This window comes from Candidatus Villigracilis affinis, assembly GCF_016705895.1.
Classification (GTDB): Bacteria; Chloroflexota; Anaerolineae; order Anaerolineales; family Villigracilaceae; genus Villigracilis; species Villigracilis affinis.
On the sequence record NZ_JADJKT010000040.1, the window covers coordinates 90,476 to 109,485 of the forward strand.

Annotated in this window: 20 protein-coding genes; 13 read left to right on the forward strand and 7 right to left on the reverse strand. The window is 49.9% G+C overall.

Annotated elements, in window-relative coordinates; all coding sequences use genetic code 11:
* The first annotated feature begins 3 nt into the window (after positions 1–3).
* The 3 genes from IPI86_RS23105 (at position 4) to IPI86_RS23115 (ending at position 1,611) form a co-directional block, all read left to right on the forward strand.
* Positions 4–465 (forward strand): hypothetical protein, encoded by a 462-nt coding sequence (locus IPI86_RS23105; RefSeq protein ID WP_345300391.1) that lies wholly within the window; start codon positions 4–6, stop codon positions 463–465.
* Positions 462–1,160 (forward strand): hemolysin III family protein, encoded by a 699-nt coding sequence (locus IPI86_RS23110; protein WP_345300392.1) that lies wholly within the window; start codon positions 462–464, stop codon positions 1,158–1,160. Before IPI86_RS23105 ends, IPI86_RS23110 begins: the two co-directional genes overlap by 4 nt.
* Before the next feature lie 61 nt (positions 1,161–1,221).
* The gene (locus IPI86_RS23115) at positions 1,222–1,611 is read left to right on the forward strand and encodes a hypothetical protein (RefSeq protein WP_345300393.1); all 390 of its coding nucleotides are present in this window, start codon (positions 1,222–1,224) and stop codon (positions 1,609–1,611) included.
* A gap of 95 nt (positions 1,612–1,706) precedes the next feature.
* On the opposite strand, the gene IPI86_RS23120 is transcribed toward IPI86_RS23115, so the two are convergent.
* A complete protein-coding gene (locus tag IPI86_RS23120) occupies positions 1,707–1,979 on the reverse strand; it encodes a hypothetical protein (protein ID WP_345300394.1) in 273 nt (90 codons plus the stop codon).
* A 203-nt stretch (positions 1,980–2,182) separates the two neighbouring features.
* Here IPI86_RS23120 and IPI86_RS23125 point away from each other — a divergent pair, with 203 nt between their 5' ends.
* The 4 genes from IPI86_RS23125 (at position 2,183) to IPI86_RS23140 (ending at position 5,773) form a co-directional block, all read left to right on the forward strand.
* Positions 2,183–2,998, forward strand: coding sequence for a dienelactone hydrolase family protein (locus IPI86_RS23125; RefSeq protein ID WP_345300395.1), 816 nt, complete (start codon positions 2,183–2,185; stop codon positions 2,996–2,998).
* Positions 2,999–3,187: 189 nt separating this feature from the next.
* Complete coding sequence (locus IPI86_RS23130) at positions 3,188–3,457, forward strand: DUF6295 family protein (protein ID WP_345300396.1); 270 nt, start codon at positions 3,188–3,190, stop codon at positions 3,455–3,457.
* Positions 3,458–3,777: 320 nt separating this feature from the next.
* On the forward strand, positions 3,778–5,160 hold the full coding sequence (locus IPI86_RS23135; protein ID WP_345300397.1) for a hypothetical protein: 1,383 nt from the start codon (positions 3,778–3,780) through the stop codon (positions 5,158–5,160).
* A 34-nt stretch (positions 5,161–5,194) separates the two neighbouring features.
* Positions 5,195–5,773: a toll/interleukin-1 receptor domain-containing protein gene (locus IPI86_RS23140; protein ID WP_345300398.1), complete on the forward strand. Its 579-nt coding sequence runs from the start codon at positions 5,195–5,197 to the stop codon at positions 5,771–5,773.
* 7 nt (positions 5,774–5,780) lie between these two features.
* On the opposite strand, the gene IPI86_RS23145 is transcribed toward IPI86_RS23140, so the two are convergent.
* The 5 genes from IPI86_RS23145 to IPI86_RS23165 all read right to left on the reverse strand — a co-directional run bounded on the left by IPI86_RS23145 (position 5,781) and on the right by IPI86_RS23165 (position 9,378).
* Complete coding sequence (locus IPI86_RS23145) at positions 5,781–6,410, reverse strand: response regulator transcription factor (RefSeq protein ID WP_345300399.1); 630 nt, start codon at positions 6,408–6,410, stop codon at positions 5,781–5,783.
* Positions 6,407–7,588: a sensor histidine kinase gene (locus IPI86_RS23150; RefSeq protein WP_345300400.1), complete on the reverse strand. Its 1,182-nt coding sequence runs from the start codon at positions 7,586–7,588 to the stop codon at positions 6,407–6,409. The genes IPI86_RS23145 and IPI86_RS23150 overlap by 4 nt, the downstream gene beginning before the upstream one ends.
* Before the next feature lie 51 nt (positions 7,589–7,639).
* Positions 7,640–8,191 (reverse strand): ankyrin repeat domain-containing protein, encoded by a 552-nt coding sequence (locus tag IPI86_RS23155; RefSeq protein ID WP_345300401.1) that lies wholly within the window; start codon positions 8,189–8,191, stop codon positions 7,640–7,642.
* A 148-nt stretch (positions 8,192–8,339) separates the two neighbouring features.
* Positions 8,340–8,507, reverse strand: coding sequence for a hypothetical protein (locus IPI86_RS23160; protein ID WP_345300402.1), 168 nt, complete (start codon positions 8,505–8,507; stop codon positions 8,340–8,342).
* A gap of 55 nt (positions 8,508–8,562) precedes the next feature.
* Entirely contained in the window at positions 8,563–9,378 is an 816-nt protein-coding gene (locus tag IPI86_RS23165; protein WP_345300403.1) for a hypothetical protein, read from the reverse strand.
* Between the two features lie 149 nt (positions 9,379–9,527).
* Here IPI86_RS23165 and IPI86_RS23170 point away from each other — a divergent pair, with 149 nt between their 5' ends.
* The 3 genes from IPI86_RS23170 to IPI86_RS23180 all read left to right on the forward strand — a co-directional run bounded on the left by IPI86_RS23170 (position 9,528) and on the right by IPI86_RS23180 (position 11,604).
* Complete coding sequence (locus IPI86_RS23170; protein ID WP_345300404.1) at positions 9,528–10,118, forward strand: nitroreductase family protein; 591 nt, start codon at positions 9,528–9,530, stop codon at positions 10,116–10,118.
* A gap of 238 nt (positions 10,119–10,356) precedes the next feature.
* Positions 10,357–10,728 carry a response regulator gene (locus tag IPI86_RS23175; RefSeq protein ID WP_345300405.1) on the forward strand — a complete coding sequence of 124 codons (372 nt, stop codon included), beginning with the start codon at positions 10,357–10,359 and terminating at the stop codon, positions 10,726–10,728.
* The gene (locus tag IPI86_RS23180; RefSeq protein ID WP_345300406.1) at positions 10,729–11,604 is read left to right on the forward strand and encodes a GNAT family N-acetyltransferase; all 876 of its coding nucleotides are present in this window, start codon (positions 10,729–10,731) and stop codon (positions 11,602–11,604) included.
* 5 nt (positions 11,605–11,609) lie between these two features.
* Here the strand turns inward: IPI86_RS23180 and IPI86_RS23185 are convergent, their stop codons facing one another.
* Positions 11,610–13,373, reverse strand: coding sequence for a hypothetical protein (locus tag IPI86_RS23185; protein ID WP_345300407.1), 1,764 nt, complete (start codon positions 13,371–13,373; stop codon positions 11,610–11,612).
* A 284-nt stretch (positions 13,374–13,657) separates the two neighbouring features.
* On the opposite strand from IPI86_RS23185, the gene IPI86_RS23190 reads away from it, so the two are divergent.
* The 3 genes from IPI86_RS23190 to IPI86_RS23200 all read left to right on the forward strand — a co-directional run bounded on the left by IPI86_RS23190 (position 13,658) and on the right by IPI86_RS23200 (position 18,995).
* Entirely contained in the window at positions 13,658–14,386 is a 729-nt protein-coding gene (locus tag IPI86_RS23190; protein ID WP_345300408.1) for a metallophosphoesterase family protein, read from the forward strand.
* A gap of 194 nt (positions 14,387–14,580) precedes the next feature.
* Positions 14,581–15,948, forward strand: coding sequence for a hypothetical protein (locus tag IPI86_RS23195; RefSeq protein WP_345300409.1), 1,368 nt, complete (start codon positions 14,581–14,583; stop codon positions 15,946–15,948).
* 14 nt (positions 15,949–15,962) lie between these two features.
* On the forward strand, positions 15,963–18,995 hold the full coding sequence (locus IPI86_RS23200; protein ID WP_345300410.1) for a TIR domain-containing protein: 3,033 nt from the start codon (positions 15,963–15,965) through the stop codon (positions 18,993–18,995).
* Positions 18,996–19,010 lie beyond the last annotated feature (15 nt).

Consider the following 19,010-nt stretch of genomic DNA (forward strand, 5'->3'; position numbering starts at 1 on the left):
CTCATGAATTGGACATCCCTCCCCGGCACCCTCATGCGCGGACATCAAGTGGCCTCGCGTCCGTCCAAAGATTATCCGTACAGTTCATTGGAAAAACAGAAACCGTACTTCAAATCGCTCGGGCTTGACCTCTCTCCTTATTTCAACGGCACGTTGAACATTTCCATCGCACCGTTAGAATTCGAGATGACCAAACCTGAGTTCACCTTTCCCCTCGTCGAGTGGACCGACCTGCACCCACCCGAAACATTTTCATTCTCACGTTGCAAGGTCAGGTTTCAGGGAAAGGGATATGCGGGCTGGGTGTATTATCCGCACCCCGAAACCAAGAAGACCCATTTTCAAAATCCATCGCTGATTGAGGTCATCACTTATGAGATCGAAGGCATCCAATATGGCGATGTAATCGACATCGAAGTCAACCCGCAGGAAATTACGATTAAAGGATATACTCCCGCACCATGACCGTACAAAAGCCCAATCTAGATCCGCTCATCTCCGCACCAGACAGCAACGAATATTTCAATTCCATCAGCCATCTCATCGGCGCGATCCTTTCCATTTCCGCGCTGACCGTGCTCGTCTCACTGGCGGCCATCGCGGACAAACCCATCCACGTGGTGGGGTTCGCCATTTACGGCGTCAGCCTATTCCTCTCGTTTCTATTTAGCTGTCTGCTGCATTTCTTTCTGCTTTTCGGAAAATACCTGCGCATCTTCGGCATCCTCGACCATAACGCCATCTACATCCTCATTGCAGGCACATATACCCCTTTCTGCCTGACCATTTTCAGCGGTGTCACAGGCTGGGCGCTGTTCGGAATCATCTGGAGCCTAGCGGTTTTCTTCATCACCCTCAAATCCATCTTCTTCGCAAAGATCTCCGTGCTGATGTCGAACATCAGTTTCCTGCTCATGGGTTGGATCATCGTCTTCCTCATCGGCCCCATTTACAACCAACTCGGCATGGGGGCCATCTCCCTGCTCATCACAGGCGGGCTTTTCTACACAGTCGGCGCACTGATCTTTGCCAACGGAAAACCGAATCCATTCCCGCCGTATTTCGGCAATCATGAGATCTGGCATCTGTGTGTGCTGGCGGGCAATGCGACCTTCTTCTTCGTTATGCTGTTTTACGTTCTGCCCTTCCCTGCAGGGTAAATACAAAAAGCATTGAATCCGCCTCCTGAGCGTGCTATAGTATTTTTAAAAGGAGGCAGCCATGACTTTCGCCTATGTTGATCCAAGGGAACGCGAGACCATCCGCGCCCATCAGGGAGAGGACGTTTGGGTATTGCTGAATCATGTCAAGGCCGATAAATGCGGGGAATATGTTCATTTTCTGCATGAGATCCTCAAGCCTGCCCTTGCCCACATCCACCCAGAAACGTATAACAAGGTACGCGTTTTACATCCAAGCCTGCCGAACAAGGATGGGACCTATACCTACATCTTTCTCATGGACCCCGTCGTTGCAGACGGCATCTATAACATCGAAGAAATCCTGCATTCATTCTACAGGCCCGAACTGGCCGATGAATACATGAAGATCTGGAATGACTCCCTCGCCTCCCCGCAGGTCGAATACGACATGATCCAATCACCGTGGTAGGCATAATTTTTATACTCGTGTAATCTAAAACAAGTACGCGAAAACAGAGCGGAGCCATTCCATGGAAATCCGCTCTGTTTATTTGTATTTCGAGATCAGGCAATCGGCTCCAAAACCTCTTCGACGATCCTGAAAACAACGTCGTGTTCGTGAACGGGCTCGATGACCTTGAGCGCTACGTGATCCCCTGGCTTCACCCAAACCACCGAATGATGTTCGATCTGCATGGATGAAACCCGCTGGATCAAATCTGTGCTGTGCCCGACAATGTGAATCTTGTCCCCAATTTTCAGATTTTCATTGAGCGCCAAAACCGCAACGCTGAGATGATCAAAGTAATGAGTTACTCTTCCAACTGCAATTTCCATAACTCGACTCCTTTCTGAGGGACATCTTTTACAACCTTACTGTAGCGCGATTCAGAACCCATTTCAAGCCTGATGCGGATATCACCCCGCTTCGCCCCTAACCGAAACCTGCCAGCCCACAACCAGCATTCCCAGCGCCGACAGTTAAAGGCACAGCGTAGTACAATCGCGCCAATTTACCAATTCAAAAGGAGAGATTCCACATGTACACAACCGACATGTACGAAGGCGTGCTGGCTGAAACCGTCACGATGACAGGTGCGAACGGCGACCAGATCAACGCATATCTTGCAAAACCGCTTGGCAAAGGCCCCTTCCCTGCGATGGTGCTGGTGCACCACATGCCAGGCTGGGATCAGTGGTATCGCGAAGCCACCTTCAAGTTTGCCCATCACGGTTACGTAACCATCTCCCCGAATCTATACTTCCGCTCGGGACACGGAACTCCCGAAGATGTCGCAGCAAAAGTCCGCGCAGATGGAGGCGTGCCCGATGATCAAGTCATCGGCGATCTCACAGGCGCAATGGAACACCTCCGCGGGCTGGCAGATGTCAACGGAAAGGTCGGCATCTTCGGCACCTGCTCTGGCGGACGTCACGCCTACCTCGCCGCCTGCCGCAAAAAAGGCTTTGACGCAATTGTCGATTGCTGGGGCGGACGTGTGGTGATGACCCCCGATCAACTCAATGCAAACTTCCCTGTCTCCCCACTCGATTACACCAAAGACCTGTCCTGCCCGATCCTCGGGTTATTCGGCGAAGATGATTCCAGCCCCACACCCGAACAAGTGAATATCCACGAAGCCGAGTTGAAAAAGCACGGCAAGAATTACGAATTCCACATGTACCCGAATGCAGGTCATGGATTCTTTTATTACGACCGTCCCAACTACCGCCAGGAACAAGCCGTGGATGGCTGGAAGAAGACTTTGCCTTTCTCGAAAAGCATCTGGCGTAAAAATATTTACGTTCAATCCCCATGCTCACCGCCGTCCTCGGCGGCGGGGACGCCGCCTTGAGCTACAGGTTGTGAAATTGTTATCAACCAACTACTTAATCGAAGTTGCCGCTTCGCAAAATTTGCACAAACTTTAACGCAAAGGCGCAGAGGCGCAAAGAAAAAAATAAATCTTGGCGTCTTAGCGACTTTGCGATAAAAGCCTAAATTAGAAACTTGAGTCACTTAAAGACAAAAAGGAATCTCAATCATGTGTACAATGATCGTTGAAAAAGTAAAAATTGACGGAAGTGGAAAAGGCACCCAAGGCTGGTTCCCTCTGCAACAAGCAAATGTATCCTACGACCATCCCTTCGATGCTCCCTACGAACACGCCCTGAACATTGACTTCGTCAATGAAGCCCAAGGCCCTTCCGCCCGTGTCGCCGTGGAGTTGAGCGAATCCGCGGCGCGCGAATTGGTCCGCACCATTCTGGCTGTGCTTGATCAGGCCGAGAGCGGCGGGCATCTGGCTAAATAATCAATATAAACACCCTGAAGAAGGGCCAATCATTCGCCGGGCCGCGGGCCTAACTTGCTTTTCCAATTTTTTTCCTGTATAGTGAAAATAAAAAATGGAAGTGCAAAATGAGCGCAACGATACCCGAAAGACTGATTGCGGACCATGCGGCGACTGATTGTCCCGGCCAACTACGTCAGAATGTCACAAAGCATCTGACTTATCACATCGCAGCTTCCATCATCTCTGAATGTGACTTCCCGCTAATCGAATCGATCCCAAAACCATATGCGCCACCCTTCAATAGTCTGGGCCACTATATATTATTCGACTACAAACTTTTGGTAAAGATCATCTGGCAGGTGATCGGGGAAATAAAATCGTCATCATATAAAGTTCACAAAAGTATTTTGCAAAAAAGTACAGCTTTCGGAGCATTGACTGCCATCTTTGTATTTCTCCTCCTTGGTTGGACAACCCAGCTTGGCATTTTAGCCCTCTTCATGGGCGGCCTGGCATTTCTCACATACATATCGTATGGAAATTTAAAGATACTCCCGAAAAATGTGTCAGATATCCGCGCGAGGGCAATTGCCCAGCTGGTTGCAGGGAATTGGACCGCAAAACCAGACCCGAATATTGACCGCAAGATCGAGAACGAATTCAAGTTAAAAGAAATAGGAGATGGAAGCATAGGAGGGAAGAAAATCCCAATCGTAGTGATTACAAACAGCCTGCATCCTTTTCCAGGATACGGGCGGCTCCAGGCACAGAACTTGTTCGTCTGCAGACCAAAAGAACAAACAACACCTGGCGGTTCGATCCATGAGATCATCGAAAAAGTTCAGGAAAACATTCACAGAAAGATCGCGGAATTCCCGCTAAAAGAAGTGTATTGTGGCAATCTGATTGCCATCCATGGAGACAGCCTATCCATGGATAGCGCATGGTTAAATAAGGACAAGTCTCCGCACCTTTGGGCAGATATGCATACCCTGAAAAACCTGAACTCAATAGACAGCAGAGCTTCGGCGCGCTGGTATTTTGTCATTCAATCGTTTTTTCCTGAACACGATACCGTGGCAACATTCTTTGTACGGCCGTTTATGGCGGGTAATTCGATGTCCTGCCAGGTCGCATTAACGACAATCGGGCCGTTGGTATACAGAAACGACTATTTTCAGGAAAGACTGCTCCAGCACCGCAGGGAGCAGAAAGACGCACCTATTGGTGCCACAATACAATCCTCATCTTTTTTGGAGGTTCAAAGTTCAGCGCAAAAAACAAGCATACTAAAACAAAACATCAAGCAATCAAGCAAAAAATTCCAATCGAACAATATGAATTATGGGGAGCTCAAAAAGCTCGACCCAATCGAAACAGAAGACGAGCAGAAAAAGTTCGCAAAGGAACTAAAGGAGTTAATGGAAGTAACCACAGTATGGCCAGGAAGATTAACTTCTCTCGGAAATTGGCGGGAGGATTATTCACTGACCTTCACCAACGATTTCTTTGGCAGTACAGAGGCGCTTGCTTCGATCAAAACGCTCTACCAGCAGATCAGCAGAACTATTCTCGACACGTTCGATTCGATGGGATTTGACATTACCGACTATCGAGACCGCGAAGGAAAATACTCAATCAACGCCGAAAAAATCGACCGCCTGATCATAGGACAGGAAATAAAGATTTTACAGACCGCAGACGGGCCTGCTTCCAGCTAAGACTCAAAAGAACAGCATCTCCTGAAAGGAAGCCATGAAAGTCAATATAAATGCAAAATCCGTCAATCAGATGGTTAACGCCGAAACCGTCAACATTGACCAACGAAGCGGAGAATCAGAATCCCCGCCATCAAATGAAGTTGCTTCGGGCGGCATCTTCATTTCCTATCGCAGAAAAGACAGCGCCGATGTGGTCGGGCGCATTTATGACCAACTTGTAAAACATTTTGGGGCACAATACGTTTTCAAAGACGTGTATTCAATTCCGCTGGGTTCTGATTTTGGAAAATATATTATCGAAGCAATCGGCAAATCTGGCGCCCTGCTTGCCGTGATCGGGGAAAAATGGCTGGAGATGAACGATGCAGGAAAAACACGGCTCGATGAACCCAATGATTTTGTACGAATCGAAATCGAATCGGCGCTGGCTGGTGAAATCCCCGTCATTCCATTGTTGGTACGTGGAGCAGCAATGCCGTCAAAAGAAAAATTGCCGCCAAGCCTTGAAAAATTAAGCGGCAAAAATGGGATCCAGATTCGGTCTGACCCCGATTTTCATATTGATATGAAGCGCTTGATTACGAGTTTGGAAAAATATATCATCCCACATTGAAAGTTTTTTATTCCAACCGAATCATCTTTTTCTCCAACGCCATTGTCACGGCGGCGGTTCTGTCGGTGACGTTAAGTTTGTTGAAAATATGCACGAAATGAGATTTGACCGTCGCTTCGGTGATATGCAGTTTGGCAGCGATCTCCTTATTGGAGTCTCCGCGCGCGGCGAGGGAAAGCACTTCGATCTCGCGTCCGCTCAAAGATTTTTCGAGCGGATGAGTCAAACGGCGGGTCAATTTTGCGGCGACGCTTGGGGCAAGAGTCACTTCACCACGGGCCGCAGAGCGGATCGAACGGAACAATTCCTCGGGCGGCGCATCTTTCAAAAGATAACCCGTTGCGCCTGCATCAAGTGCGCGCAGAATATCCACATCAGTGTCATAGGTAGTGAGCACCAAAATACGAATCGACGGATTCGAGGCATGGATCTGTGCAATCGCGGTCACGCCGTCCAGCACGGGCATTTGCAGATCCATCAGGATCACATCGGGCTGGAATTTTACAGAAGATTCAACAGCGGCGAATCCATCGTCGGCTTCAGCGAACAGTTCAAAGTCAGGTTGTGAAGCGAGGATGGCTTTGAGTCCACTGCGCACAACGGGGTGATCATCTGCAATGAGCAATCGAATCGTCATTCATCCTCCACAGGTAGCGAAACCGCAATGGCCGTGCCATCGCCGCTTTCAATCGTCAACGTACCGAGCAATTCCTCTACACGCTCACGCATGGTCTTCAGGCCAAAACCGCGATGATTCTTTTCTTCGAAACCGATTCCATCATCCACAATATCCAACGCAACAAGATCAGCCATGTAGGAAAGCGTGATGTCTACGCGGCGGGCGCTGGCGTGCTTCTTGACATTGTTCAACGCCTCTTGTGTGACGCGCAAAAGGGCAGCGTCTCTTTCTGGACCGAGGGGCTTGGGTGCGCCAGTAATGGCAGTATTCACGCGGACAGAGTTTTCCGCCGACCAGCGCGCCGCAAATTCCTCAATGGATTCAACCAAAGTGGAATGTTCGAGTTGCTCGGGTCGCATGGCCCACACGATGCGCCGCGCCTCATCAAGGCCATCACGCGCAGTCTGCTCGGCCTGTTGAATATGAGGCGTCGCAGATTCAGAGCCGCCAAGTTTCGCGGCGGTGAGATGCACGATGATACTGGTAAAGTCCTGCGCGAGCGTATCGTGAATTTCCCGTGCCAGGCGTTGACGTTCTGCAAGGATGCCAGCCTCCCTTTCCACTTTCAAAAGGCTTGCGCGAGTTTGGGATAGTTCATTGATCAAGCGTTGACGGTCACTGCTTTGGACGATCAACGAATTGATAAAGGTGCCGATCGTAATTGCGCCGCCAAGAATCAACCCAGTTACTGTGACAATCGTTGGCAGCGATTCGCTGTCGATGTTGAAAATGGCGATGAAAGCAACCAGCAGACCCAGAGTGAGCACAGAAGCGCTGGAGATCGCCCAACGGATCGGCATTCGTGTGAACAAGATCGGGTAGTACATCGCCCCCAGCATCATCGCTGTTGGATTCAAAAAGATAAGCCCACCCAAAAGAATCCAACCGACAATCTGATATGCCAAAGTACGCGGAGGATTCTTGATCCAAAGTGCATTACGATTAAAGATGAGCGGAAAGTACCAAACTGCGATCATGCTTGTCAGCCCAAAGAACCACTGAAATGAAGTATGCCCCAAATCGTTGACAACAAAAATGACCGCCTGGAGAATCAACACACCGTAGGAGATGGCATGGAATATCCAATCCCAGCGATCCCACACATGCGGATTTCCGATTTCCGATTTCTTCGTCATAATTAAAAGTATAACCGCTCACCAAAAAGCGGGCGGGGTTGCGCGAGGTATTTATCTGGTTGCACCAGCATCACGCAGCATTTGTTCAATATCTTCGTGTCCCTGGGCAATGGCGGTGTTCAATGCGGTACCACCGCCCGACCCGACAACGGTCAATTCTGCATCGTACTCGATCAAAACCTTGACCACATCCACATGCCCGTAATAGGTAGCCCAATTCAAAGCAGGGTCGCCAAATTGGTCACGCTGATTAATGTCAGCGCCGTGCTCCAGCAAATATTTCACAGCTTCTGTTTTTCCATTTTGCGCGGCTTCAATCAGCGCGGTCGTGCCATATTGGTTTTTGTTGTACATGGCAATCTCTGCACCATGCTCCAGCAGCAAAGCGATGATTTCCGTATCGCCTTCGTAAGAGGCCAGTGCCAAAGGTGTAAGCTGCCTGAAAGACTGGATGTCGTTCACCGCCACTCCCAATTCAAGCAGGCGATTTACCTCCTCTGCATTATGGTCGCGAATGGCTTTGGTTAATTCCCTCAGCAGCGCCTCTTGATCAGAGGATAAGGAAGGCGGCACTGTGGGCGTAACTGAGGCGGTGGGCGGCACTGTGGGCGCCGCAACCGGGTGGCGGCTGCGCACGCCGACAATACAGCAAAGATGAAAAGGGATGTCAGAAGACCTAATTTTCTTTTTACAGATTTTGTTTTAAGTAAAAGCATCATAGAGTCTCTCAATTGGTGCAGGCATCAGATAGTTATTGCTTCTTCGGCGTCGGCCAGAATCCCCAGGTGATCGCCGACAGAATCATGAATGCTATCCCCCAAAAGGTCGCAATATTATTTTCAAGAATCCTGAACGGTGAGGCAAAGAAGAAAATAGCTCCAATGGCGGCAAGATACATGGCGACAGTAATTTTGTACATTTTATTTACTCCTTGATATTGTTTATTTCGCTGAATCCTTTTGGATCAGCGCAGATCACTCGAAATAGATGGACGGGCCGAAGAAAACGGCGTATGCCAGAACAAAAAGAACGCTTGCAAATATCCACATCCAACTTCGCGGCATGGACAGGGCGGCATCCCCTGTATTCTTTTTGCGGTCGAGCAGTTGCATCATCCATGCCAGGCCCGAGGTGCCGCCCATGCTGGACGCAACAGATGAGACCAACACGATGATGAGTCCATACGGGTTTAGCAAGCCGACCAGTACAGCAGTCACTCCACCAGTTAGATAAGAAACAAGCGAGATCATCTGTGCGCGATTAACACGTTCCATGCCTTCGCCGCCAATGAATGCATCCATTTTCTGAATGGAGACGTAGACCACCCAGTAATAACTGGCAAGCCCAAGAATGGCCAGGCTTGTGCGGTAAACCCACTCTGGCTGCGCCTGATAAAAAACATCATACTGTTCTGTACCAAGGTCTCCAATTCCAGCGATGCCAGAGAAAAGCATGTACCCAGCCGCAACCATGAGGTTTATCGTTGCAAAATGCCAATGGAAAAATTTGAGCGGCGGATTCGATTTTGAAGTGCGGTCAAAAAGGGTCATGCCGATGAGTCCCGTAAACAGGCTTACCAACGGACCCGCAAGAGCCACGAGACGATTTCCCACAGTCGAGAGGGATTCGTAATCACATTCCACATAGAACGCGCCGAGCGCTTTTACAGTACCACCAAGCGCAACGCATGCCAACGCATGTCCCGCGTGTTCATGTACGGCGGTGGCAAGCATAAAGGAAAAAGCTGAAATGGCAATCAGGGTCAGAAAATCAAATTTTGTTTTAGGCATAAAGTCTCCGTAAGCCAGATGAGAATGATGAAAGTATAGGCAGGCTGCTACGATCGGTCATCTCTCTGTAGATGGATTTTCCCATCCATCTTTCGATGGATACTACGCTTTGCTATAATGGCGCATCGCAAATCAATAATGGAGAAAACATGGAACTCAAAGACACTGTCCTCAAACGCCGCATGGTCCGCAATTTTGCAGATAAACCTGTATCGCCTGAGATCATCGAGCGCATTCTCGAACTCACACGCCACGCACCGAGCGCAGGCTTCACACAGGGACAATCCTTCATCGTGGTCACCCAGCCTGAAATGAGAAAAGCCATCGCCGACACCTGCGAGGAGAGCGAATACGTCAAAAGCGGATTCGACCCATTCATCTCGAAAGCGCCTGTGCTGTTGATTCCCTGTACAAGTGAGCTGGCGTATCACCGCCGTTATCAGGAAGCGGACAAGGTGGACGACAAAGGCAACGAGATCGTCTGGCCTGTGCCCTACTGGTTCATGGATATCGGCTGTGCCGTGATGATCGCCCTGCTCGCCAGCATTGACGAAGGTCTGGTCAGCGCCCTTGTTGGCTCCAAAGATCTAAAAGCACTTCGCACTCTGCTATCCATCCCCGAAGAAGTGACGCCCGTCGGCGTTATCGCCGTTGGCTATCGTGCGCCCGACCGCCCCTCTCCATCCCTCAAGCGCGGACGCAAAGCCGACCAGGATTACATTCACCACGAGAAGTGGTAACCCCTTGCCCTATGCTATTTGCAGAGCTTTTCTTTTTCGGCTTCACCCATTCCTTGTACACCAATTACAAAAGCCACAGTCCAATTTTTGGAGTGGTGCAAAATGAGCTAAACCATCTACAGAAAGTGCCATTCTTTATTACATTCTCCACTTGTCCACAATTCGCCAGTTGACTATGCTATAGTCAACTGGCTGGAACCTATCAAGCACATGATCCAAGAAAAGTGAGCGTGACGCCATGGCCAAGATACTGGTCGTTGAAGACATCCATGATAATTTTGAGCTTGTGTTGCGGGCGCTCTCTGGCACCGACCACAAGATCATCCACGCATCCGATGCAGAAACTGGCCTGCAATTCGCGCTGGATAATATTCCCGATCTGATTCTGCTCGATCTTGGTCTGCCTGATTATGATGGTCAGACACTGGCAGGATGGCTGCGCGAAAAACCCGAACTTGCAAACACACCCATCATTGCGCTCTCGGCCTGGCCCGAAGAAAACGCAAAAGAGATGGTGAAAAGCTATGGTTTCAGCGGATACATCAGCAAACCCATCACGCGGGTTGCCGATTTCGTTGCCAGGATCAATTCATTTCTCAAAGCCAAATAAATGCAAAACACAGATCCGAATGACTCCATCCAATTGATTCCTGCAAGTCGATTCAACTACGACGAACTCACAGCCATTTACAACCAAACGCGCGTCGATTACATGATCCCCATGCCAATGAATGCGGCGCGCCTTGCTGAGTACGTGCGCATCTACGATGTCGATCTGGAGCATTCGCTGGTGGCCGCGACACGCGATGGGCAGATGCTTGGGGTGGCCATGTTGGGCGTTCGCAAAAACCGTGTCTGGCTTACACGCCTCGGTGTTATTCCAAATACACGCCGTAATGGAATCGGCAGCGCGTTGGTGGGTGGCCTGATCAAGGATGCGGCAAAACTCAACCTTGATTTTGTCATGCTCGAAGTGATCAAGAACAATACGCCAGCCCATCAGCTTTTTTTGAAATATGGATTCCGTGAGATCGGAGAGCTTTTGGTGATGCGGCGCTCCCCGCTGATTCCTCCCATTGCCCCGATCGTGGCGGATGCCCAACGCATGGACCGCACCGAGTCACTAGTGCTGGTCGGTCATGATCGCGGCACCCAACCCTGGACCAATCAATCCGAATCGCTGGTCAACGCCCATGAGGTTTCAGGCTTGAGCATTACGCTGATGGATGGCAGCCGCGGCTGGCTGGTATATCAGCGCGAAAAATTCCTACTCACGCGTTTCGCCATTAAAACAGAAGCAGGCGACCCAGCTACGGTCGCCTACGCTCTGCTTACTCATTTGCATTCCCAATATCCGCGTCTGGATACACACATTGAGAATATTCAGGTTAATGATCCACACCTGCCTGCGTATTATCAAATGGGATATGTGGAATCGTTTCGCCGCATCGAAATGTGGCGTGGTGATTTTCCGTCCAGTAACTGAAATAATTATTTTCTTCGTACCCAAAGACCCATTGTCCCTGCAAATGACTGCATGAACTCGTCATAAGCATATTCCTGGCGGCGATTCGGGTAGGGATTGTAGATCTCGACCCAGCCGCCATTGCCGCTGTTCTTTCCATTGGGGAAAATTTTATCCACCACCACCCAGTGACCGATACCCTGTCCGCTTAGTCTGCCTGTCAGTTTGTCGCTTTGTCGAATTCGCACACCAGCTACCAGGTAGTGGGTTTCGAGCACTTTCTTCATCCTGCCCGCTGAGACGATTAGAACGCCTGTCACGGGATCCTTCATGCCACCTTCAAAACGAAAGACATCACCGGGCACGGCATTATAGGGAGAAACTCTGAACATGGTTTCCAGTGAATCGATTCCTGTTCCATTATCCGCTTTGCCCGCGATGGAAACTTGATAATACGGCTTTGCCTTGACCTTCCAGTCTTGCACGAAACTCTCGATATCGATCTTCATAATAAAGGAGGCGCATAACTGTCCGCACATGTTGCGTTTTTTACCATCCTCGCCGGGCAGGAACATGTATTGTTCCGCGTCATCTTCATCGGGAGTGGGATGCGGGATGAGGACTTCAGGAGTCGAAAATCGATCCTCGAAATCCTCCAAAACGGAATTGCGTACCCAGCCCATCCTGCCTTTATATTTGACCTGTGACCAACTCTTGCCGCTTTTGACTTCGGTCACGCCCGATGCTTCCATCACTACGCCTTTCAAAAAACTGAGCACGCCTACGCCATCCGGAACCTGTCGGAAAGTTCCGGGAGCGATACACCATTTCTTCAAAGAAGCGGCTTCTCCCATGAACGCAGCAGCGACCACTTCCTGTCTACGTTGAATCCAACAGCCTGTATAAGTCCCTCCGCCAAATGAGCTGATGAAATAATCGTAGCTGTATTCCTGACGCTGGTTGTTGTATGGATTGTAAATTTCAACACGCCCGCCATCGGTGCCGTTTGGCGTTGCGCTTTCAAGAACGATCCAATGATTGATCCCACCATTCACACGTTTGGCTGCGTTGTTTGGGATCAGCTTGCCTGTATTTTTATTGATGACGACCTGCGCGAGCAGGGAATGTGTTTTAAGCATTTTTTGGAATCTACCCGGGCTTAAGGTCTTATCCTCGAAGGCAGGGCCGATCAGCGTGACGGCAAAGTCAATGACATTTCCATTCGCCACACTGTATGAGTAGCCGCTCAACATATTCTTGATGAGGGAAACATCCGAGGTCTTGTCGCTGTCACCGCCCAGGGACCATTTGTATAAGCTACCCGGGGCGTTCTCCCAATCTTTCAGGAACTGTTTTATTCCAACCCCCATTACAAAGGCAACGCAAAATTCTCCGCACAGATTGTATTTGATCTGCTCTTCACCTTTGCTGTTTTTCCCCAGCACAAGGTATTGCGCAGGGTCGTTTGGATTTTTCGTTGCATAGGGGAAAACGCCAGTCTGATCTTCAGATGCAGCGGGAATTTCCACTACAGGCGGAGGGAATTTCTCCACGTAGTCGTCAAAAAATTCGTCACGCACCCAGCCTACATGTGAGCCCAGTGCATTCCGATAAATGCATTCCACCCATATCGTGCTATAAGTCTGGCCATCCTTGCCCAGCATGAGCACATCTTCCTGACGTCCTGTGGGTTCAACCAATGACCCGATATAGATTTCAGTAATCACTTCACCCTTTGGGAATTTACAAAGGGTAGCCTTGTTAATCACGCACCATTTTTGGTTCGCCATGATTTCTCCAATTGAAAGTTTGTTGTAGCTGGCGGAGCAAATTTCCAGCTATTATGTCACAGGAATGGGATGGCGGTCAACTCACAATTACGGTCTTTCGTCTTCAAATGAAAAATGTCAAAACCATGAAGAAATTCAATTATGCTCCATTTTTCACGGATAATTGATATTAAAGGGTTATCGGCGTCAGAATTCTCAAAAACAATTCATCACCCATAAGTTCTATTTCCACCCAAATCGGTAAGGATTATCACCTGTTCGTGTACAATAGTGGAAGGTTAGCGATGCGAATTGCATTTATCTCGGACATTCATGGAAACTTCACCGCGCTTCAGGCGGTTCTTAATGATATTAAATTACAAAATATTGATGAGATCATCTGTCTTGGCGATACAGTCAGCCTCGGCCCTCAACCCAGGGAGGTTTTGGAGACGCTGCGGGAATTGAACTGTGTCATTATCAAAGGGAATCACGATTCTGCCATTCTTGACCCCGAGGAAGCCGAAAAATTCGAGATCACTGAGCATCTTATTCCCGACCTGTATTGGTGCAGGGAAAAATTGACAAAAGAAGATCTCGATTTCATCGAATCTTTTAAAAGCACACACGAAATCAATCTGCCCAACGGCGTAAATATCCTCTGCTTTCACGGGTCTCCCCTTTCGCCCACCGATATTATTCAGGCGACAACTCCGCCGGAAGTGTTGGATAAATATTTTGAGGGACAGCAAGCCACGGTTTTCATTGGTGGGCATTCGCACATCCAAATGTATCGGCGGCATGGGGATAAGCTTATCTTGAACTCCGGCAGCGTAGGAAATTCTTTCATGTTCGCCTTTTCACCTGGCAACGCACCACGCTTGCTGCCGTGGGCAGAATATACGATCATCAGCCAGAATGAGAATTACCTGGATGTTGACCTTCGCAGGGTGTATTTCGACACGGAAAAATTGATGGAACTGGTCATTGCCAGCGGCATTCCAAGTGCGGAATGGTGGCTCCAACAATATTAGAAATTGGTTTTTAATGAGTCTACTCTAAGGGGGAGAAACTGCCCATTAAGGGCTGCCAGACATCAGTTTTGGGGGCGAAGCGGGTTTTCATCCACTGAAGACCTAACAAAATTACAACTCCATGACGAATCGAAATGGAGTAAAATTGCCGACAATCAAATTTCTACAATTTAGCTGATGCAGGAGGCAAGCCGATGTTCGTTACCAAGAATCTTTACCAGAACGACGAAACGTGGAAGTCAACTCCTCTCGGAAATTCCAAGGAAACCATTGGCGGATGGGGCTGTTTGCTTACATCCGTAACGATGATGCTCAATGGAATTGGTTATAACGAGACCCCGGTAACCGCCAATGAAAAATTCAAAGCTGCTGGCGGGTTCGATGGGGCTCTGTTTATGCCGAGCTTCCTCCCCTATGTGTGGCCCAATTGCGCCTACCGCGATATGCAGCCCTGCGAAGCCTACCCTGCGCCGCTGGCACAAATTGATGCGGCAGTGGCAGCGGGCAAGCCTGTGATCTTGCAAGTGGATTGGAACAAGCAGGCTGGTTTGCAAACACATTTTGTTTTAGTAAAAGAGAAAAAAGGGGATGACTACGTGTTGTATGATCCATATAAATACAGCGGCGACGGCCCCGACAAAGAAGTCCTGCTCACCACACGTTACAAATACAATGGCGCGAAATTATCTTCGGAGATCAGTGCGGTGCTTTGGTTCGATTCATACAGCAGCACACCGCCCGAGCCACCCAAGGTTACCAAGGTGCCTGTCCCTGCTGAAAAATATCTCATCTATGCGGGCGAAGACGATCTATCATTGCGTTCCGAGCCATCCGTCAGCGGATATTTGTGGAAGCGCATGTTGATGGGAACCGAATTGATCTGTCTTGAAGACAAGGCCAAAGCCAAATCAAAGATCGGCGTGCAGGGTCAGTGGATTCAGGTACAAGACCCGAAAGGCGATCAGGGATATGTGGCTGCGTGGTATGTTTCTGAACAAAAAGGAAAACCCGTTTCTTCTACAACCTCGACGCCTGCTTCTGCTCCGACACCAGGAGCTGCTCCGGCACCGGTTCCCGCTGGCGCGCTCGCGCTTTTCCCCACAGAAGAATTATCCTTCCGCTCTCAACCTGTGATTTCACCAGATACATTGATTCGACGTGTCCCCACCACCGAACAGTTGATCTGCCTCGAAGCCGCAAATACTGCCATCTCGAAGGTTGGTGTACAAAACCAATGGCTCAAAGTGCGCGGCGCGGATAAAAAGGAAGGCTACGTAGCCGCATGGTATGTCAAATATGCGGGAGGCTCCACGGCACAGGCCGCAGCCACCACACCCGCAGCAGCTGGTTCGAAAAAGGTCAAGACTACTGTTGAAATGGTCTCCCTGCGCAATCAACCTGTCGTAAGCGATGCTACCCTGATCAAACGTGTGCCGATCAATACCGAATTCACCATCACCGAAGCGGGCGGAGAAGCGAAGGTCGGCAAGAACGATCAGTGGATCAAAGTAAAAGATGCAACGAATGAAGGTTACGTTGCAGCCTGGTTCGTCGCCTTCTAGCCCAAGAAGAGATCATGGAAGAAAGCTCGCGGAAGACCAATATCTTCATTTCATATTCGCGCAAAGACAAACTCTTTGTGCGAAAATTGAATGATGCCCTTGATGCACTGGGCGTGGATGCCTGGGTGGATTGGGAAGGCATCGAGTTGGCATCTGACTGGATGGCCAGGATCACCGCAGCGATCGAAGGCGGTGATGCTTTCGTATTCGTGATCAGCCCCGATTCGCTCAAATCTAAAGTCTGCCTGCAGGAACTGGAACTTGGCATTGCCAGCAATAAAAAGATCATTCCGGTTCTGTATCGCGAACCTGAGAAAAGACAAAAGATGCATCCCAAGCTGGCCTCCACCAATTGGGTGTATCTGCGTACTAAAAAGGATGATTTCAAGGCAACGATCCCCAAACTAGTCGAGGCCATTCAAACCGACCTGGGTTGGGTCCAGCAGCATACGCGCCTGTTACAGCGCGCCAGCGAGTGGGAACTCAAACAACGCAATAGAAGTTACCTGCTACAGGGAAGTGACCTGGAAGACGGTGAACGTTGGATGACAGCTTCCACTACCGGCCCAAACCGCTCTGTAAACTCCATTCAAGCGGAATACATCAGCACAAGCCGCAAAGTGGCGATCCAGCGTCAGCGCAATCTAACGATTGGCGTGGGCGCCATGCTGATCCTCAGTATATTTTTCGGGATATTTGCATTACGTCAGCGCAACCTGGCGCTCGCAAGCGAGCAAGAGGCGTTGAAAAAAGAGCAGGCACGCGCCGCCCAGCAGGCCATCGCCGAAGAACAGAAAGCCATCGCCGAGCAACAAAAAGTTATTGCCGAGCAACAAACGGTCATTGCTGAAGAAAATGCTCAAAAGGCAAAAGCCCAGCGCAGCGCTGCCGAAGCGAAGATCTATCAAGACAGGGTCGGTGAACTGGATACCAGCACCCTGCTGGCGGTGAATGCGCTTCAGCAATTACCGGGTCTGGAAGATGCTGAAAATATTCTGCGTCACAACATCACCCTGCTTCCCATCCCGATCAACCAGGTGAACCTGGAAGCCCGCATCTGGACCATCCAAACCAGCCCAGACCAGAGCAAATTTGTCACCTCTGATTCTGACGGAAAAGCCTGCGTATTCAGCATGGAAGACGGCACTCAACTCTTCTGCACACAACACGACGGCATCGTGTACGATACCTCATTCAGCGAAGACGGCGAAATCCTGGCTACAGGCACTGAAAAAGGCGTTCTTACATTTTGGAATGCAGATACCGGCGAGCAGATCAAATCCATGAAGTTCGAAGGAACCATCTGGGATTTGAGCCCACACCCCGGCGGACGCTGGCTGGGCGTCGGCAGAAGCAATGCCATCAGTATGATTGATATGACCGACATGACCGAGGCGTTGTTCATCACGCAGGCCGGCGAAGTCAAAACCATAGATTTCGATGACTCAGGCTCCTACATGGCAATCGCCACATCCAAGGGGAATGTGACCATTTGGGCGGTCATGGGAAATCAATCTGTCAGCGGACCGAAGCACAATGGCGAGATCATCGATATTGAATTCAGCCCGGATGGCAATTGGGTGATCAGCGTAGGTCAGGACAGCACCGCGCGCGGCGCACAATCACGAGCTGGCGGACAAAAATATTCCATCACACACGGCGATTGGGTGGAAGATGTCACCTTTGGCCCCGACAGTTCCTGGTTCGTAACCGTGTCCGACGATAACACTGTCCGAGTGATCGATACGGCCACAGGTCAGGAAAGACTGCGCATGGCGCACGCCAATTTCGTACAAAAGGTGCGTGTCAGCAGAGATGGTCAATGGATCGCCACGACTGGCTATGACAAGACCCTGCGCATTTGGGATTCCGCCTCCGGGACGGAGGTCATGCAAATCCCGTTGGATGGCATCGGTTCTTCCATCCGCTTCAATAGAGATTCCACACGCATGATCATTGGCGATAATGACGGCAACGTCACCCTTTGGGATATTTCGCAGCTTAAGGCCCGCAAGGGAATCCTGCAATTCCCAGAGTTTGTAAACGAAGCGCATTTCTCGCCAGACGGCAAGTGGCTGGCGGTCAATTCCGATGACAGAAACATTTGGCGCGTCAATCTGGACGAATCAGGGAATGCACTGGATGACCGCAAGGTCGTTCATACGACAAATGGTCTGACCGGCGACATGGTAATCAGCCCCGATTCGCAATGGGTTGCAGCCGTTGAAAACGACGAAAACGTCGCAGACTACAATCGGGTTGTATTGGTCAACGCAGAAGGAACAACAAAATTCTTCCTTACCCACGACAAGCAAGTGATCGACGCAGTCGTATTCACACCGGATAGCAGACAAGTAATCACAGCCGATCAGCAGGGCATCATCAACATCTGGGACGTGACAAACGGCGAAAAGGTCAACACACTTGTGACTGATGACGTCATCCTTTCTCTTGCGGTTTCACCCAACGGAAAATATTTGGCGGCAGGGGTCGAGGAAAACAACTACAGCATCGTTTGGGACCTAGCCGCCGCATCCCAGATTGCCACGCTTCCTCAAATTGGCAGGATCAAATCCGTCCAATTCAGCAATGATGGAAATTTGCTTGCCACGGGCAGTTCCGAAACAACCATATTTCTGTGGAACGCTGCCGACGGTTCTTTCAACCGAATGGATGGCGAATATTCCGTGAACGGTGAAGCGCTCTCGATGGAATTCAGCCCCGATGACAAACAACTGGCAGTAGGCGATAGCACCGGCTATGTATACCTGTTCGATATCGGGCTGAATCAGGAAATTGCCCGCCTCCCCCACGCAGACAAGGTGACCAGCATTTCATTCACCCCGGATGGCGCCCAACTCGCCACCGCCTCACGCAAAACAGTTCCGCTGTGGAATGTCCCATCCATTCCTCACATCGTGCGCGAAAGCTTGATCGAAAGCGCCTGCGCACGCATGACTCACAATTTTAACCAGAGTATTTGGGGACTCTTGTTCTTTGATGAAGAATATCGCCCCATCTGTCCAAACCTTGCAGATGGAAACTAGAACCATTGGAGAAGC

Coding starts and splice junctions, on each gene's coding strand:
- IPI86_RS23185 (WP_345300407.1), bottom strand. CDS start 13,373: ATGGCGAACCAAAAATGGTGCGTGATTAACAAGGCTACCCTTTGTAAA.
- IPI86_RS23150 (WP_345300400.1), bottom strand. CDS start 7,588: ATGACGAAGAAATCGGAAATCGGAAATCCGCATGTGTGGGATCGCTGG.
- IPI86_RS23170 (WP_345300404.1), top strand. CDS start 9,528: ATGGAACTCAAAGACACTGTCCTCAAACGCCGCATGGTCCGCAATTTT.
- IPI86_RS23165 (WP_345300403.1), bottom strand. CDS start 9,378: ATGCCTAAAACAAAATTTGATTTTCTGACCCTGATTGCCATTTCAGCT.
- IPI86_RS23190 (WP_345300408.1), top strand. CDS start 13,658: ATGCGAATTGCATTTATCTCGGACATTCATGGAAACTTCACCGCGCTT.
- IPI86_RS23115 (WP_345300393.1), top strand. CDS start 1,222: ATGACTTTCGCCTATGTTGATCCAAGGGAACGCGAGACCATCCGCGCC.
- IPI86_RS23145 (WP_345300399.1), bottom strand. CDS start 6,410: ATGACGATTCGATTGCTCATTGCAGATGATCACCCCGTTGTGCGCAGT.
- IPI86_RS23195 (WP_345300409.1), top strand. CDS start 14,581: ATGTTCGTTACCAAGAATCTTTACCAGAACGACGAAACGTGGAAGTCA.
- IPI86_RS23120 (WP_345300394.1), bottom strand. CDS start 1,979: ATGGAAATTGCAGTTGGAAGAGTAACTCATTACTTTGATCATCTCAGC.
- IPI86_RS23105 (WP_345300391.1), top strand. CDS start 4: ATGAATTGGACATCCCTCCCCGGCACCCTCATGCGCGGACATCAAGTG.
- IPI86_RS23180 (WP_345300406.1), top strand. CDS start 10,729: ATGCAAAACACAGATCCGAATGACTCCATCCAATTGATTCCTGCAAGT.
- IPI86_RS23200 (WP_345300410.1), top strand. CDS start 15,963: ATGGAAGAAAGCTCGCGGAAGACCAATATCTTCATTTCATATTCGCGC.
- IPI86_RS23125 (WP_345300395.1), top strand. CDS start 2,183: ATGTACACAACCGACATGTACGAAGGCGTGCTGGCTGAAACCGTCACG.
- IPI86_RS23160 (WP_345300402.1), bottom strand. CDS start 8,507: ATGTACAAAATTACTGTCGCCATGTATCTTGCCGCCATTGGAGCTATT.
- IPI86_RS23110 (WP_345300392.1), top strand. CDS start 462: ATGACCGTACAAAAGCCCAATCTAGATCCGCTCATCTCCGCACCAGAC.
- IPI86_RS23130 (WP_345300396.1), top strand. CDS start 3,188: ATGTGTACAATGATCGTTGAAAAAGTAAAAATTGACGGAAGTGGAAAA.
- IPI86_RS23175 (WP_345300405.1), top strand. CDS start 10,357: ATGGCCAAGATACTGGTCGTTGAAGACATCCATGATAATTTTGAGCTT.
- IPI86_RS23140 (WP_345300398.1), top strand. CDS start 5,195: ATGAAAGTCAATATAAATGCAAAATCCGTCAATCAGATGGTTAACGCC.